Source organism: Candidatus Margulisiibacteriota bacterium (assembly GCA_041661965.1).
GTDB lineage: Bacteria > Margulisbacteria > WOR-1 > O2-12-FULL-45-9 > XYB2-FULL-48-7 > XYB2-FULL-45-9.
The window spans coordinates 131,985-146,128 of sequence record JBAZTH010000001.1 but is presented as its reverse complement, the minus strand read 5'-3'; the positions used below and the strand labels follow the sequence as shown (position 1 = coordinate 146,128).

Here is a 14,144-nt window from a genome sequence, read left to right as displayed (position 1 = left end):
GGGCCCTACAGTTTAAACTCGTCGCCGAGGTATAATTTTTTCGCCTCGGGATTGGCCGCTACCGCTTTGGAATTGCCGGAAACGAGGACTTCTCCTTTGTGGACGATATAGGCCCGGTCGGTGATCGCCAGGGTCTCGCGGACATTATGGTCGGTGATCAGAATCCCGATCCCTTTTTGTTTCAGCTTGTTGATGATCTCTTGTAAGTCGGTGATCGTTTTCGGGTCGATCCCAGTAAACGGCTCGTCGAGGAGTAAGAACTGCGGATTGGTCGAAAGGGCCCGGGCAATTTCCGCCCGGCGCTGCTCGCCGCCGGAAAGAGAATAGGCTTTCTGTTTGCGCAGGTGAGTGATCCCCAGTTCGTCCAAGAGCTGGACCAAGCGGGGTTCATATTCTTTCTTCGGGATCTCCGGCATCAGCTCCCAGAGGATAAAGATATTTTCTTCCACGGTTAGCTTGCGGAAAATCGACTGCTCCTGGGGCAAATAGCCGATCCCCATCTTGGAGCGCTGGTGCATCGGGTAATAGGTGATGTCGTGATCGCCAAGAAAGACCCGCCCATCGTTGGGCCGGACCAGCCCGACAACCATGTAAAAAGTGGTCGTTTTCCCTGCGCCGTTCGGCCCGAGCAGACCGACAACCTCGCCCTGATTGACTTCGATCGAGATCTGGTTGACCGCGATTTTCGCGCCGTATTTTTTGACTAGTTTTTCGGTTTTGAGGTGCATCTGCCACTCCATTACAACCGCGACAATATCGTCGCGGTTTCCTATCTGGTAAAATGAATTAACTGTTCCAACTTTTGTCTGGCCGCTCCGGAAGCGAGCGACTCGGCCGCTTTTTTACAACCCTCTTTCAGGTCTTTGGCCAGACCGCCGACGTAAATCGCCGCCCCGGCATTCAAAAGGACAACGTCTCGTTTCGCCCCTTTTTCTTCGTTGTTCAGGAGCCTGATAGCGATCTCGGCATTGGCCGCCGGGTCGCCGCCCCGCAGTTCTTCGCTCCCAACCCGCAGTATACCAAAATCTTCCGGCTTAATATAATAAGTTTTAAGCTCCCCGGCGTTGAGTTCGGTCACTCTGGTCTTTTCGCAGATCGAGATCTCGTCCAGGCCGTCATTACCATAGACGACCAGGGCGCGTTTGACGCCAAGGTTTTTTAGGACCGCCGCCATGATCTCGGTCAGCTCCTCGTGAAATACTCCCAGGAGCTGGGCTTGGGCGTTCGCCGGATTAGAGAGCGGGCCAAGGATATTAAAAACGGTGCTGATGCCGATCTCTTTGCGGGTCGGCGCGGCAAACCGCATCGCTTTGTGGAAATTGGGGGCAAAAATAAAACCGATGCCGACCTGGTTCACGCATTCTTCAACTTTTTTCGGGTCGAGATCAACCTTAACGCCAAGCGCTTCCAGCAGATCGGCCGAACCGCAGCGGCTGGTGATCGAGCGATTGCCGTGCTTGGCGATCGCCACCCCGGCCCCGGCCGCGATCAGGGCGGAAATGGTTGAAATGTTAAAGGTCCCGGCATGGTCGCCGCCGGTCCCGCAGGTATCGACTAAATTATGGGCGTGAGGAAAAATCTTCAGAGAATGCTCTCTCATCTTTTCGGCGAAACCGGTGATCTCGTCAATACTTTCTTTTTTGGTGTGGAGAGCGGTGATAAAAGCGGCGATCTGGGACGGGGTCGCGTCGCCCCTCATTATAGTGTCCATCGCTACCCCCGCTTCTTCGCGGGTCAGGTTATGGCCGGCAACAACTTTTTTGATCGCGTCGATCATTAGTGACACCCGCAACCGGAGGAACAACTGCCGGTCCCGCAGCTGCCGCAGGAACTGCCGTTCCCGGTCGCTAAAGCCGGCGCGCTGAAGACCCGCTCGGCCAGCCCTTTGCAATCCGGACAACGCGGGATGGACGCGTCGTTCATCCCTTTCTGGACCTCGAATTTTTTCCCGCAATTACCGCATTTGTAATCATAAAAAGGCATGTTATAATTGTATCGTGAAACAGCTCACTTTTCAAGAAATTATCGAAAATCTCAATAAATATTGGGCCGACCAGGGTTGTGTTATCCGCCAGCCGTACGATCTGGAAAAAGGGGCCGCGACCATGTCCCCCGCCACTTTTTTCGGCGTCCTGGGACCAAAAGAGTGGAAAGTCGCTTACATTGACCCGGTCCGCCGCCCGACCGACGGCCGTTACGGCGAAAACCCCAATCGTCTTTTCCATTACTTCCAATACCAGGTGATCATGAAACCGTCACCGCTTAATATCCAGGACCTGTACCTCGATTCTTTACGGGCGATCGGGGTCGAACCGGCCAAACACGATGTCCGCTTCGTCGAAGACAACTGGGAATCGCCGACCCTCGGCGCCTGGGGGACCGGCTGGGAAGTCTGGGCGGAAGGGATGGAAGTCTCCCAGTTCACCTATTTTCAGGAATGCGGCGGCTTCCCCTGCAAACCGGTCGCCAGCGAGATCACTTACGGGCTGGAACGGCTCGCCATGTTCATCCAAAAAGTGAACAGCGTTTACGACATCAAATGGAACGACACGGTTAAATACGGCGACATTTACCTCCCCCAGGAGAAACAGCAATCAAAATACAACTTCGAGGTCGCCAATATCGATGGTCTTCTGCAGTTGTTCCAGCTTTACGAAAAAGAAGCCTGGGCGATGATCGACCAGAAACTCTACATCCCGGCTTATGATTACGTCTTGAAATGTTCCCACGCCTTCAACCTGCTCGACGCCCGGGGAGCGATCTCGGTCAGCGAGCGAATGGGTTATATCCTGAAGATCAGGAAGATGGCGCGCAACTGCGCGAGGTTATATGTCGAAAAAGCTTAACTTACTGCTGGAGCTTGGTTGCGAAGAGGTCCCGGCCCGTTTCATGCCGGGCTTTTTGAGCGACCTGAAAACCAAAGCGGAAGAAAAACTCCGCCGGGAACGCCTCGCCTTCGGCCAGGTCATAACCCTCGGCACCAATCGCCGCCTCGTCCTGTACGTTGAAGCGCTGGCCGACGGCCAGGCCGATCTCGCCGAAGAGGTCAAAGGCCCGCCCGCCGACATTGCTTTCGACCAGGCGGGAAACCCCAGGCCAGCCGCGACCGGGTTTGCCAAAAGCCAGGGGGTCGAACTTAAAGATATCGTCGTCAAACCGGTCGGCAACAAAAACTACCTGTTCGCCAAGATCGAAAAGAAAGGGGAAAAGACCGCCAAGATCCTCCCCGCCCTCCTCCCGGAAATAATTACCGGCCTTTACCAGCCGCTGGCCATGCGCTGGGGAGATCTCGATTTTAAATTTATCCGCCCGATCCATTGGATCGTCGCACTCTACGGCCCCAAGGTCATCAAGTTCGAACTGGCCGGGATAAAGTCTGGAAACAAAACTATTGGTCATCGTTATGTAGGGACAGGGCTTGTCCCTGTCCGCACCAAAGGACAACCCTGCCTACCGGCAGGCAAGGCACAAGGGTTGTCCCTACATTCTTATAAACAGCAGCTAGCCAAACTCGGCGTGGCCGTCGACCAAAACGAACGCCGGCTCAAGATCAAAAAAGAGGTCGAGCTGGCAGCCGCCGCCAGCAAGCTGGAAGTCCTTATCGATGAAGCGCTTCTGTCGGAAGTTAACTTCCTCGTCGAGGACCCGATCGCTTACGTCGGCTCTTTTGACCCCAAATTCCTGGAGGTCCCGCAGGAAGTCCTGATCACCTCCATGAAAAAGAACCAAAAATATTTCCCGCTCCTGGATAACACCGGAAAACTGGCCGCTAAATTCATCGTCGTCACCAACGGCTGTAAAAACAAAGGGGTGGTCGAAGGGAACCAGAAGGTCCTGACCGCCAGATTATCGGACGCCCGCTTCTTCTTTGAGGAAGACAAAAAGCTCCCCTTGAAGTTAAGGATCCCCGACCTGGCCGGCGTCGCCTTCTTCGAAAAGCTCGGCTCGATCGCCGACAAGACGGAACGGCTGGAAAAACTGGCTGAACATCTCGGCCGCCATCTGGGGTTGAGGCCGGAAGCGCTCGCCAAGGTCAAACGGATCGCCCAGCTCTGCAAGGCCGACCTGACGACCAAAATGGTCTACGAATTTCCCGAACTGCAGGGGACGATGGGCAAAGTTTACGCCCTGATCGACGGCGAAGACAAGGTCGTCGCCCAGGGGATCTTTGAACACTACCTCCCCCGGTTTGCCGACGATCAGCTGCCGGCGACCATGGAAGGAGCGGTGGTGGCGCTGGCCGACCGGCTCGATTCTTTGGTCGGTTATTTTAGCGTCGGCGCGATCCCGACCGGCTCCGAAGATCCCTACGGCCTGCGCCGGGCGGCGTTGGGAATCATCCGGATCCTGCTGGAAAACAAACTAAGCCTGGCGCTCGATGAAGCGATCGAACAGGGCTATAAGCTTTACGAAAAGATCTTCCAGGAATATTTATTTTCTCAAGGCGAGATCGGCTATCAGGATTTTCCTAAGATCAAGAAACAGCTCCTTGAATTCATTTTCTCCCGCCTCCGGCCGACCCTGATCGACCAGGGGATCCGCTACGACGTGGCCGACGCGGTCCTGGCCGACTGCACCGACATGAGCGGCTGCTCCGCGATCGCCCAGGCGGTCATGAAAGCGGCCGGCGAGCCATGGTTTCTCGATATCGTCCGCTCCGCCGACCGGATCAGCCGGATCGCCAAAGATTCAAAACGGGATACGGTCATCGCCGAAGACCTGGTGGAAAAAGAAGAAAAAGAGCTCCACGACCTTCATCTTAAGATCAACTGGGAAGCGGCGGAAGCGGTCCGCGACGGTAAATGGGGAGGCGCTTTGCTGGCTCTCGCCAAACTGACCCCGGCGGTCGATCTCTTTTTTGACCAGATCCTGGTCATGCACCAGGATGAACGGATCAAGAGCAACCGGCTGGCCCTGCTCAAGTCACTGGCCAATACCTATCACCTGGTCGCTGATTTCGGCAAGATCGTTGTCGACGGCGAAAAAAAATGACCCGCCGGTTGGCGTTTTTCCTGCTCGGCGCCATCCTCCTCACCCTGCCGGCTTCAGCCCGTTACATCAGCCTGCAAACGGAACTCCGCCCGGTCCTAAAAAAACAACAGCTTTTTATCTCCGTTTCCTCTATAAATAAGGGGGATGAAAGCGCTTATAACGTCTGGGGTGAATTACGCGTCTTGGGAAAACGCCTTCCCCTTTGGAAAGCGGCGGTGGTCGAACCATCGGCTAAATACGAAGCGACTATCACCCTCCCGCTCGATCAAACCGTCGGCCCGCTCCTCCTGACCATGCACTACCAGGATGCCAACCACTATCCTTTCTCCGCCCTCTCGGCCACTCTCCTCGAAAACGAAAATAATCCGCCGCCGCTCTGGGGGGCGGCCCGTCCGGTCGCCCTAGTTGCGGCCGGCGAAATAACGCTTGCCCTCAAAAACCAGTTCGACCAGCCGCTCGACGTTAACCTTGAGCTTTTTTTACCGGCGGAGCTCACCGCCGATTTCAAGCCGACGAAGTTGAAACTCGCGCCGAACGCCAACCGAGCCATCAAGATCAAACTGACCAATTTTTCCGCTTTGCCCGGCAGCAGCTACCAGCTTTTCGCGATCGCGCGGACGGCGGAACAAACGATCATCATCCCCGGCACGGTCCGCATCGAAGCCGGTAACGCGATCTTTGGTTTCGATCGTTTTTGGTTGATCATCATTCTGGTTGGATTGGGGGCGTTTTTTCTTGCGGCTCAAATTTACAAAAGATAAAATCGCGCAATTAATTGCGCGGTTAAACTTAATCGACCTGGCTACATTTTGCTTAATTTATATTTTCCTCCTGGCGTTCTTTGACCCCCGGCTTCTTTTTTCGGCCACAATCACCGCCGGCGGCGACACCGGTTCTCATTATTACGCCGCCGTCTATTTACGGGACTACCTCCTGCCTCACGGCAAGATCATGGGTTGGCTCCCGGGCAACTATGCCGGTTTCCCCCTTTTCTACCATTACTTCCCATTCCCTTTTCTGCTGATCGTCCTGCTTGGTTATCTCGTAACTCTGCCAATCGCTTTTAAGCTGGTCACCGTTCTGGGGACCTTTCTGTTGCCGCTGGCCGTCTATTATTTTTTTCGCCGGCTAAAATATCCTTTCCCAATCCCGGTCTGCGGCGCGATCCTGACGCTCCCCTTTCTTTTTATGGAAGCGAACAGCATGTGGGGAGCCAATATCCCCAGCACGCTGGCCGGGGAATTTTCTTACAGCTTGGGAATCTCGCTCCTTTTCTTTTTTTTCGGCTCGCTTTACTCCGGGATCGAAAACAACAAGCGAATGGTCGTCAATGGTTGTCTGATCGCCCTGATGGCCCTTTGCCACGGCTACGCGGTGATCTTCTCCGTTATCATCGGCAGCTACTTTCTCTGGGACCGGACTAGCTTCCGCCGCAACCTCTGGTATCTTTTCCGGGTTTTTGGCCTCGGCCTCCTGCTAAGCGCGTTCTGGCTGGTCCCGTTCTTCTTTACTTTGCCGTACGTGACCGAATACGTCACCGCCTGGCAGATCAAATCGCCGCTGGAGGTTGTCCCGCCGGTCTTGTGGCCGGGACTAGCCTTAAGTTTGGCCGCCCTATTTTTCAATCGCCGCGACCGGCGGACCGCTTATTTCGCCTATTGCTTCGGAATTGGCCTCGTTTTCTACTTTTTAGGCCCCCGGATCGGACTGCTCGACATCAGATTCATACCAGTGTTGCAAATTCTGTTCGCGACTTTTGGCGCGACTTTGTTGTTGCCGCTTAAAGAACGGCTCAAACAGCCGGAACTCCTCCCGGCGATCGTCCTTCTGGCGACGATCATTTTTACCAGCGCCAACGTTACATATATAAAGGGGTGGATCGGCTGGAACTACTCCGGTTTTGAAGGAAAAAAGAGCTGGCCGCTCTTCCAGCAGATCAACGCCTATCTTCGGCAGAGCGGCCCGGGGCGGGTCGCGTACGAACACTCCCTTCTGCACAACGACTTCGGGACCGAAAGGGCTTTTGAATCGCTCCCCTTTTTCGCCGGCCGGGAAACGCTGGAAGGGCTCTATATGCAATCGTCGGTCAGTTCTCCGTTCATCTTTTATCTGCAATCTTTATATTCAAAAAACTGTTCCGCCCCCTTTCCGCAATACACTTACGGCCGGCTGAACCTGGCCGCCGCCCTCCCCCGGTTAGAACTTTTCAACGTCGTGGAATACCTAGCCAGAAGCCCGGAGGCCAAAGCTCAAGCGGCCAAGCTCAAAGAGCTCCGGCTGGAAAAAACTTTCGGCGATTACAACCTTTACCGGATCACGACCAGTTCCGGCCGTTACGTCGTACCGCTCGATGAGCAACCGCTGGCGATCCGACCCCGCCGTTGGAAACAAGCCTTCTTTGAATGGTTTATCTCCAGCGGGATCAACGGTCCGCTCCTCGCCCGGACCGCCTCGCTCGAAGGGGCCGGTCATTACCAGCCGCTAAAAAAAGTTATGATCACCGAAAAGTTCGCCCCGGAAGAGATTGTTTTCACGACCAGCCATCCGGGTTACCCCCACCTAATCAAAGTTTCTTATCATCCCAACTGGCAGGTCACTGGAGCGAAAAAGATCTACCTCGTCTCCCCTTCGTTCATGCTGGTCTACCCCGAACGACCAGAAGTCAAATTAACCTTTCGCCCGGGCTGGCCGGAATGGCTGGGGCTCCTGCTGACCCTAACCGGTATTTTCGCCGCGATCTTTGGTATAATTGCCGGCAATGGCAGAAATGACACTCTCAGTCATCCTCCCGGTCAATAACGAGGAGCAGAACCTCCCCGAATTACTGCCGCGTTTGAACCAAACCCTATCCCAACTGACCGATAAATACGAGATCATTTTTGTTGACGATGGGAGTGAGGACCGCTCGCTGGAACTGATCAAGCAGTTCGCCGCTTTGGACCGGCGGATAAAAAGCCTCGCTCTTTCCCGCAATTTCGGCCAGATGGCCGCCCTGTCCGCCGGGCTCGACTGCGCCTCCGGACAGGCGGTAATCATGATGGACGCCGATCTCCAGCACCCGCCGGAACTTATCCCCAAATTAGTCGAAAAATGGCGGGCCGGAGCCGAGATCGTCAACACGATCCGCCAGGATAACGCCAAAACCGGCCTCGGCAAAAAACTTACCGCCCGCTTTTTTTACTGGCTGATGAGCCGGACCACCGGCCTTGAACTGCGGACCGGGGCAGCCGACTTCCGTCTGCTTGACCGCCGCGTCGTCGAACCACTCAAAGAACTTAAAGAACGGGCCCGTTTTCTCCGGGGGTTAGTCAACTGGGTCGGCTTCCGCCGGGAATTTGTCGGCTATCAGGCCGACCAGCGCTTCGCCGGTCAAAGTAAATATACTTTTCGACGGATGGCCGCTTTCGCCCTGGACGGGATCACTTCTTTTTCCGCCCTGCCGCTTCGGCTCGCGACTTATCTCGGCCTGTTTGTCGCCGCGGGCAGTTTCTTCTATCTCCTCTACACCATTTACATCCGCTTTTTCACCAGCCGGGCGATCGAAGGGTGGGCCTCGGTCCTGGGGACCCTCCTCTTCCTCGGCGGGATCCAACTGATCTTTCTCGGCGTGATCGGCGAATATCTCGGCCGGATCTACGACGAAAGCAAGCAGCGCCCTCTCTACATCATTAGGGAAAAGATCAACCTATGAAGGTCATTGTCGTCATGCCGGCTTATAACGCCGAAAAAACGCTGGCCAAGACTTTTCAGGATATTCCCCACGGGTCCGTCTCCGAGGTCCTGCTGGGAGACGACTGCTCGACCGATAAGACGATCGAGATCGCCAACCGCCTCGGGATCGTCGTCCTGAAAACGCCGCGCAATCTCGGCTACGGCGGCAACCAGAAAATGCTTTACCGCGAGGCAATGGCCCGGGGAGCGGACGTCGTGATCATGCTCCATCCCGACTGGCAATACGACGCCGCCAAGATCCCGGCCATGGCCGCGCCGCTCTTGCGGGGAGAAAAAGAGATGATGATGGGTTCCCGCCTCCTGGATGGGAAAGACGGGACCCTGGCCGGCGGCATGCCTCTTTATAAGTACGTTTCCAACCGCTTTCTTTCTTTCGTCGAGGAACTGACCTTTCACCTCAAATTATCGGAATATCACTCCGGCTTTCGGGCCTTCAGCCGAAAGATCATTGAAACCCTCCCGCTGGAAAAATATTCCAACGATTTCGTTTTTGACACTGAAATCATCGCCGGGGTCGCCGCGCTCGGTTTGCGCGCGGGGGAGATCGCCGTCCCCTGCCGTTACTTTCCGGAAGCCTCCGAGATCAATTTTCAAAGAAGCCTGGTCTACGGTTTGGCCACCCTTTGGGTCTGTCTGAAATACCGGCTTTTTCCCGGCTTGTATCTGAAAAATCGAAGTGCTAAAATCTAGGCCAATGAAACCACAGCGCCCAGCGCGCGGCCTGTCGATGAAGCAGGGGTTTACGGCGATTGAAATGCTGATGGCAATGGTGGTCATCGGCTTTCTCGCGGCCTATGCTTTTCTTTCCCTCAATCCCTATCCCGGGATCAAACTTGAAGCGGCGGTCAAGAAAGTCGCCGGCGACTTGAACTACACTCGAAACCTGGCGCTGATCATGACCGAATGGTACGGGATCACGTTCGAAGCCGATCCGAACAACACCTACACCGTCTACAAAACCGATGGGGCGATTGATGCGACGATCACCGATCCGTCCGGCGGACTTTTCGCCGTCAATATCAACCAAGACTTTAATGGGGTCATCATCAGCGGGATCAACATCGCCGGAGGGAAAAAACTGGAATTCAATCCGCTCGGCGCCCCCTATATCGATAAAAACGGCGCGGCAGTCTCCGCCGAGGCGATCATCACCCTTAGCTTTCAGGGAGCGACGAAAACGATCCGGATCACCCCCAACACCGGGAGGATATTCACCCAATGAAGCGCGGTTTTACTCTGGTCGAATTGATCCTCTCGATCTCCCTGCTGGCGATCGTCATGTACTCGCTGATCTCGATCTACATCACGACCGGGCTGAAAGGTTCCAGCATCGAGATCTATGTTGTCGCTCAAACTCTGGCGGAAGGGAAAATGGAAGAGTGCCTGATCCGGTCGTTCGATCTGCTGATCGACCAGGCCCAAACGAATTACAGCGGCGATTTGAGCCAATATAGTTCCCAGATCACGATCACTTATGTCGCCTCCAGCGATTTGAACTCGAACGTCGCCGGACCGACCGATTACAAACGGGTCGCGGTCTTCATCCGTCATCCCAAGCTTGGCGATCCGGTGGAGTTCGATTCGATCAGGAGCAACTACTGATGAGAAAAGGGTTCACGCTCATTGAAAATATCATGGTAATCCTGCTGATCGGCATCCTTTTCGCCGGGGTTGCCGTCTATATTCAGGAAAGCATCGATTCCTGGGTCTTTATGAGCGAACAGAAAGAACTTTTGCTCGACGCCCGAAGCGCGATGGCCAGAATGACCAGGGAACTAAAAACGACCAACCGGAACGTCAACCTGACCGTCCATACTTCGACCGAGGTGACGTTCCGCAACATCCAGAACAACAGCATCACCTTCCGGCAGGACGGCTCCGCTTTAAAAAGAAACACCGAGATCCTGGCCGAAAATCTTTTAATTCCCCGCGGGCTTAATTTCCGTTATTTTGACGACGCCGGAAGTGAAACCAGCGGCAGCAATATGATCGAGTCGATTCGGATTCGCCTGACGATCGTCAGCGGCCAAAATAAGTTCGTGATCGAATCAAGCGTCGGGCTAAGGATAAAACAATTATGAAACGGAAAGGCGTGACCCTGATCGCGGTAATGTTCATTATCCTGGCCTTGACGATTTTTGTCGTCTCGCTCACTTCACTCTTCTTTGCCGGAAGCAACCTCGCGGTCCGCGGCTATTTTTCGCTGAAAACTTTTTTCATCGCCTGCGCGGGGCAGGAATATTATTTAAATCAACTTAGCCAAGATACCGATTGGACGACTCCCCCCCTGGCCGCGACCAGGGCGTTCAACGGCGGTTTTTTCCGGATCGCCATAACTGACGCGGCCAACAACCAGATTACCGTCACGGTCACCGGGGTCCTGACCGTCGAAGGGGTCTCTTATTCCCGGGTAATTCGCTCCGCTCTGAACCGTTCGGTCGGGGGATTCATTAATTATCCGCTCTACTTCGCCGGTTCACCCTCCGGCGACGGCACCACCAATATCGGCAACAACGTAATCATTAACGGCGACATTTTCTTCAACGCCAACGTCAGCCTCGGCGCCAACACCACCGTCAACGGCGATCTCTCTTCCAGCGGCAGCATCACCGGTTCGACAACTGAAGTTAACGGCACGGTCACCCCGAACACTCCGACCCCGGAAGGCTTTCCCCAGCTCGACACGACTTATTACGACATGGAAATTGCCACCGCCGAAAGCCAGACGCCGCAAAACCGGACCCTTTCGGGAACGATCTCGGGGACTTACTATGTTCACGGGAATTTAACGATCGGCAACAACGCGACCGTCAACGCCAACGCCAAACTCGTCGCCACCGGCTGGATCAACATTCAAAACAATGTCAAAATCAAGGACTATGTCGTGATAATTGGCGGGGGGGAAGTGACCATTGCAAACAATGTTGATATCGGCGAACAATGCGTGTTTTACTCCTCGATCGGTTTCACCATCAACAACAACCTTGAGGCCGGGACCGTCACGGTCGGCGGCGGCAGCGTCTTTTTGACCCCCGGGTTCGTCAATATCAACAACAACTGCGAGATCAACGGCTTTATCTATGCCGGCGGGGCGGTCAATATCAACAACAACGTTGAGTTTAACGGCAACATCGTCGGCGGCTTCCTAAACAGCCTGGGGAGCAACTGCACCATCACCCTCAACACGACGCTGGTCGACTATGACGCGATCATCGGTTTGGAAGGAGAAACCGGCGGCCATATCGACGTGACCAACTGGCTGGAAGTCTATTAAACCCGAATTGACAATCGCCCCTGTTCCGATATAATTAATCCAAATGCCATGGAACAGAGCAGCCTTAGGGATTGACCTCCGGGTCAGCTCGGTCAAGGTCGTTGAGATCGAGCCGAAAGATTCGGGCTTCGCCATAAAAAATTGGGGAGTAACCGAGGTCCCCATCCAACTGCTCGACAAGCATCCCCAACTGGAAGACGCCAAGGCCGACGCCCTCCGGAAATTAATCCACACTCACAATATTAAGACCAAGGAAGCGTTTGTCGTCACGGGCGGCGACAATTCTTACATCAAGCTCCTCCCCCTGGCCGGCATCTCCGAATCGGAACTAGTGGAAGCGATCAAATGGAAGTTCGCCCAAGACCTCCCCTTCCCGATCGAGGAAGCGCTGGTCGATTATTATTCGCTCCCCAAAGAATACTATGTCGCCGCCTGCATCAATCATAAGCATTATCTCGATATCCAGCGGATCGTCAACAAAGCGGGACTGGTTCTCTCCGGCATTACCGTCCTGCCGATCGCTCTGCAGGAACTTTATCAGGAAGAATTGAAAAAGGACCCGGACAAGCTGGTGGCGATAATTTATCTCGGCAAACGGAGCACCAACATCAGTATTTTCCGTAAAGGGCGATTCGAATTCAACCGCGAATTAACGGTTGGCGGCGATGCCATCACGCTCGCCATGTCCGGCATCCTGGTTTCTCCGGAAGGCAAAGTCGAGATCTCTCCGGAAGAAGCGGAAAAGATCAAATTGGAACACGGGGTCCCTCTGACCGCCGAAAATTATCCCAAAGTCAGGGATATTCCGATCACCCAGCTCCAGGCGATGGTCAGGCCGGCCCTGGAAAAAGTCCTCGGCGAAATTTCCCGGACCCTGGAATACTACAAAGGACAAAGCGGCGAAGCCAGCGTCGACAAGATCATCCTGACCGGCGGCAGTTCCCTGACCGTTAATCTGCGCGAGTTCCTGCAAACCGGCCTGGGGATCCCGGTCGAAACCCCGAAATTTAAAACCGATTTCAATCCCCGGCTTTCGGCCGCCATCGGCGCGGCCCGCAACGGCAAAGACAAGATCAATCTGCTGCCGGAAGAGGTCAAGAACCGCTGGAAACTGATTACCACCAAGCTGCTCCAGCCAACGGTGCTGGTTCCCGCCTTTATCGGCGTACTGGCGGCGGTCTATTTTTTATTTTGGTCGCAGGCCTACATGCTGCGGCAAGAGATCAATGCGATCAACAGCAAGCTCAATCTCTACAAACCCCGGCTCGCTCAATTCGATTTGATCGAGCGGGCCTCGGCTGAAGAAGAGAAACAACGCCTGATGATGACTTCCTTCAAAGAAAAACGGACCCAGATCCCCAAGGTTTTCGAGGAGCTTAGCCGGCTGATCCCGACCAGCGTCACGGTCAACAGCATCAACCTGACGATCGGCACCGTCCATCTCTGGGGAACGGCCTTCAAACAGAACGATTCGGCGGAAAACATCCTTTCCCGCTTCGTCCTCTCCCTTTCATCCTCGCCGCTTTTCGGCGACGTCCAGCTCGTCCAGGCGATCAAAAATTACGATTACAATGTTGAAGCGTTCAACTTCGAGATCGTCGGGATCATAAAGGAGCGTTAATGTTCTCACTAAAACTATCAACCAGAGAAAGGAACCTGCTGGTCTCCGCCCTGATCGTGCTGCTGGTCTATCTCTTTGACAGTTTCTTCTTCCGCCCGATCCTGACGGAGGTCAATTCGTCCAAAGACAAAGCCCGCACGCTAAGGCTGGAACTGCGGGTCGCCGAAGGGAAGATCAGGATCTTGGAAACCCTCCAGAAAAAGATCGGCATCTTGCACGACGAAACCGCGACTTCAAGGCAGGCACGAGCCCTGGAAGCGCTGGGAAACATCTCCCTGGCCACCACCAAATCCAAGCTCAATCTGATCACCGTCCGACCGGTCGTGGAAGCGGCCAAAGGAAGCTTGAAATTCGGCCTGGCCTGTACCGGGAAATATAAGAACTTGTATGACTTCATGGTTTTTCTCAACGAGTTGCCGATGTTGGTCATTATTGACAATTTAGACTGCACTTCCGACGGCACCAAAGACCCGGTCCTGGACATAAAAATGACCCTGACCGCTTATTATTAAAAAGGGAAAAGCT

General features: G+C 54.5%; 15 protein-coding genes. 12 read left to right on the top strand and 3 right to left on the bottom strand.

The window, feature by feature from the left end:
* Window positions 1–5: 5 nt before the first annotated feature.
* The 3 genes from lptB to WC772_00515 are packed head-to-tail and all read right to left on the bottom strand — an operon-like array spanning window position 6 to window position 1,983.
* Entirely contained in the window at window positions 6–728 is a 723-nt protein-coding gene (gene lptB / locus WC772_00525) for an LPS export ABC transporter ATP-binding protein (GenBank protein MFA6169243.1), read from the bottom strand.
* Window positions 729–769: 41 nt separating this feature from the next.
* Window positions 770–1,777 (bottom strand): anthranilate phosphoribosyltransferase, encoded by a 1,008-nt coding sequence (gene trpD, locus WC772_00520; GenBank protein MFA6169242.1) that lies wholly within the window; start codon window positions 1,775–1,777, stop codon window positions 770–772.
* The gene (locus tag WC772_00515; GenBank protein MFA6169241.1) at window positions 1,777–1,983 is read right to left on the bottom strand and encodes a zinc ribbon domain-containing protein; all 207 of its coding nucleotides are present in this window, start codon (window positions 1,981–1,983) and stop codon (window positions 1,777–1,779) included. Before WC772_00515 ends, trpD begins: the two co-directional genes overlap by 1 nt.
* A gap of 14 nt (window positions 1,984–1,997) precedes the next feature.
* On the opposite strand from WC772_00515, the gene WC772_00510 reads away from it, so the two are divergent.
* From WC772_00510 to WC772_00455, 12 genes are read left to right on the top strand one after another with little or no spacing between them, the layout of a single operon-like run.
* Entirely contained in the window at window positions 1,998–2,846 is an 849-nt protein-coding gene (locus WC772_00510; protein MFA6169240.1) for a glycine--tRNA ligase subunit alpha, read from the top strand.
* Window positions 2,830–4,992, top strand: a complete 2,163-nt coding sequence (glyS, locus tag WC772_00505; protein ID MFA6169239.1) for a glycine--tRNA ligase subunit beta — start codon at window positions 2,830–2,832, stop codon at window positions 4,990–4,992. The genes WC772_00510 and glyS overlap by 17 nt, the downstream gene beginning before the upstream one ends.
* Complete coding sequence (locus tag WC772_00500; GenBank protein ID MFA6169238.1) at window positions 4,989–5,753, top strand: hypothetical protein; 765 nt, start codon at window positions 4,989–4,991, stop codon at window positions 5,751–5,753. Before glyS ends, WC772_00500 begins: the two co-directional genes overlap by 4 nt.
* Window positions 5,728–7,791 carry a 6-pyruvoyl-tetrahydropterin synthase-related protein gene (locus WC772_00495; protein ID MFA6169237.1) on the top strand — a complete coding sequence of 688 codons (2,064 nt, stop codon included), beginning with the start codon at window positions 5,728–5,730 and terminating at the stop codon, window positions 7,789–7,791. The genes WC772_00500 and WC772_00495 overlap by 26 nt, the downstream gene beginning before the upstream one ends.
* Window positions 7,760–8,683 (top strand): glycosyltransferase family 2 protein, encoded by a 924-nt coding sequence (locus WC772_00490; protein MFA6169236.1) that lies wholly within the window; start codon window positions 7,760–7,762, stop codon window positions 8,681–8,683. Before WC772_00495 ends, WC772_00490 begins: the two co-directional genes overlap by 32 nt.
* The gene (locus WC772_00485; GenBank protein ID MFA6169235.1) at window positions 8,680–9,414 is read left to right on the top strand and encodes a glycosyltransferase family 2 protein; all 735 of its coding nucleotides are present in this window, start codon (window positions 8,680–8,682) and stop codon (window positions 9,412–9,414) included. Before WC772_00490 ends, WC772_00485 begins: the two co-directional genes overlap by 4 nt.
* Before the next feature lie 4 nt (window positions 9,415–9,418).
* Complete coding sequence (locus WC772_00480; GenBank protein ID MFA6169234.1) at window positions 9,419–9,946, top strand: prepilin-type N-terminal cleavage/methylation domain-containing protein; 528 nt, start codon at window positions 9,419–9,421, stop codon at window positions 9,944–9,946.
* Window positions 9,943–10,326, top strand: coding sequence for a prepilin-type N-terminal cleavage/methylation domain-containing protein (locus tag WC772_00475; GenBank protein ID MFA6169233.1), 384 nt, complete (start codon window positions 9,943–9,945; stop codon window positions 10,324–10,326). The genes WC772_00480 and WC772_00475 overlap by 4 nt, the downstream gene beginning before the upstream one ends.
* Window positions 10,326–10,805, top strand: a complete 480-nt coding sequence (locus WC772_00470; protein ID MFA6169232.1) for a type II secretion system protein — start codon at window positions 10,326–10,328, stop codon at window positions 10,803–10,805. Before WC772_00475 ends, WC772_00470 begins: the two co-directional genes overlap by 1 nt.
* The gene (locus tag WC772_00465) at window positions 10,802–11,998 is read left to right on the top strand and encodes a hypothetical protein (GenBank protein MFA6169231.1); all 1,197 of its coding nucleotides are present in this window, start codon (window positions 10,802–10,804) and stop codon (window positions 11,996–11,998) included. The genes WC772_00470 and WC772_00465 overlap by 4 nt, the downstream gene beginning before the upstream one ends.
* A gap of 43 nt (window positions 11,999–12,041) precedes the next feature.
* Window positions 12,042–13,619: a pilus assembly protein PilM gene (gene pilM, locus WC772_00460; protein ID MFA6169230.1), complete on the top strand. Its 1,578-nt coding sequence runs from the start codon at window positions 12,042–12,044 to the stop codon at window positions 13,617–13,619.
* Window positions 13,619–14,131 (top strand): hypothetical protein, encoded by a 513-nt coding sequence (locus WC772_00455; GenBank protein ID MFA6169229.1) that lies wholly within the window; start codon window positions 13,619–13,621, stop codon window positions 14,129–14,131. The genes pilM and WC772_00455 overlap by 1 nt, the downstream gene beginning before the upstream one ends.
* Window positions 14,132–14,144: the final 13 nt, after the last annotated feature.